This window comes from Paenibacillus sp. An7 (assembly GCF_009870785.1).
Taxonomy (GTDB): Bacteria; Bacillota; Bacilli; order Paenibacillales; family Paenibacillaceae; genus Paenibacillus.
On record NZ_WTWX01000075.1, the window covers coordinates 1 to 742 of the forward strand.

At 53.9% G+C, this 742-nt stretch carries 1 rRNA gene; it reads right to left on the reverse strand.

Annotation, left to right across the window (positions count from 1 at the left end):
- A 23S ribosomal RNA gene (locus GQY27_RS21205) occupies nt 1-742 on the reverse strand; the annotation flags it as partial.

Genomic DNA, 742 nt, shown 5'->3' on the forward strand with positions numbered 1-742 from the left:
CTCCTAACCACTCCCCTTAACCTTCCAGCACCGGGCAGGCGTCAGCCCGTATACTTCGCCTTGCGGCTTCGCACAGACCTGTGTTTTTGCTAAACAGTCGCTTGGGCCTTTTCACTGCGACCCCCTCGTGCTATTCACACTACCGGGGTACCCCTTCTCCCGAAGTTACGGGGTCATTTTGCCGAGTTCCTTAACGAGAGTTCTTCCGCGCGCCTTAGAATTCTCTTCTCACCTACCTGTGTCGGTTTACGGTACGGGCACCTTCATCTGGCTAGAGGCTTTTCTTGGCAGTCTGAGATCATGACCTTCGCTACTGTAATTTTCACTCCCCATCACAGCCCAGCCTTACGATGTGCGGATTTGCCTACACATCAGCCTCACTGCTTGGACAGACATCCATCAGTCTGCGTCACTACCCTACTGCGTCCCCCCATCGCTCGTAACGATTTACGGTGGTACAGGAATTTCGACCTGTTGTCCTTCGACTACGCCTTTCGGCCTCGCCTTAGGTCCCGACTTACCCTGAGCGGACGAGCCTTCCTCAGGAACCCTTAGGTTTTCGGCGGATCAGATTCTCACTGATCTTTTCGTTACTCATACCGGCATTCTCACTTGTATGCAGTCCAGCAGTCCTTCCGGTCTACCTTCAACCCGGCATACAACGCTCCCCTACCCCTGATGCAAAGCATCAAGCCATAGCTTCGGTGGTGTGTTTAGCCCCGTTACATTTTCGGCGCAGAGT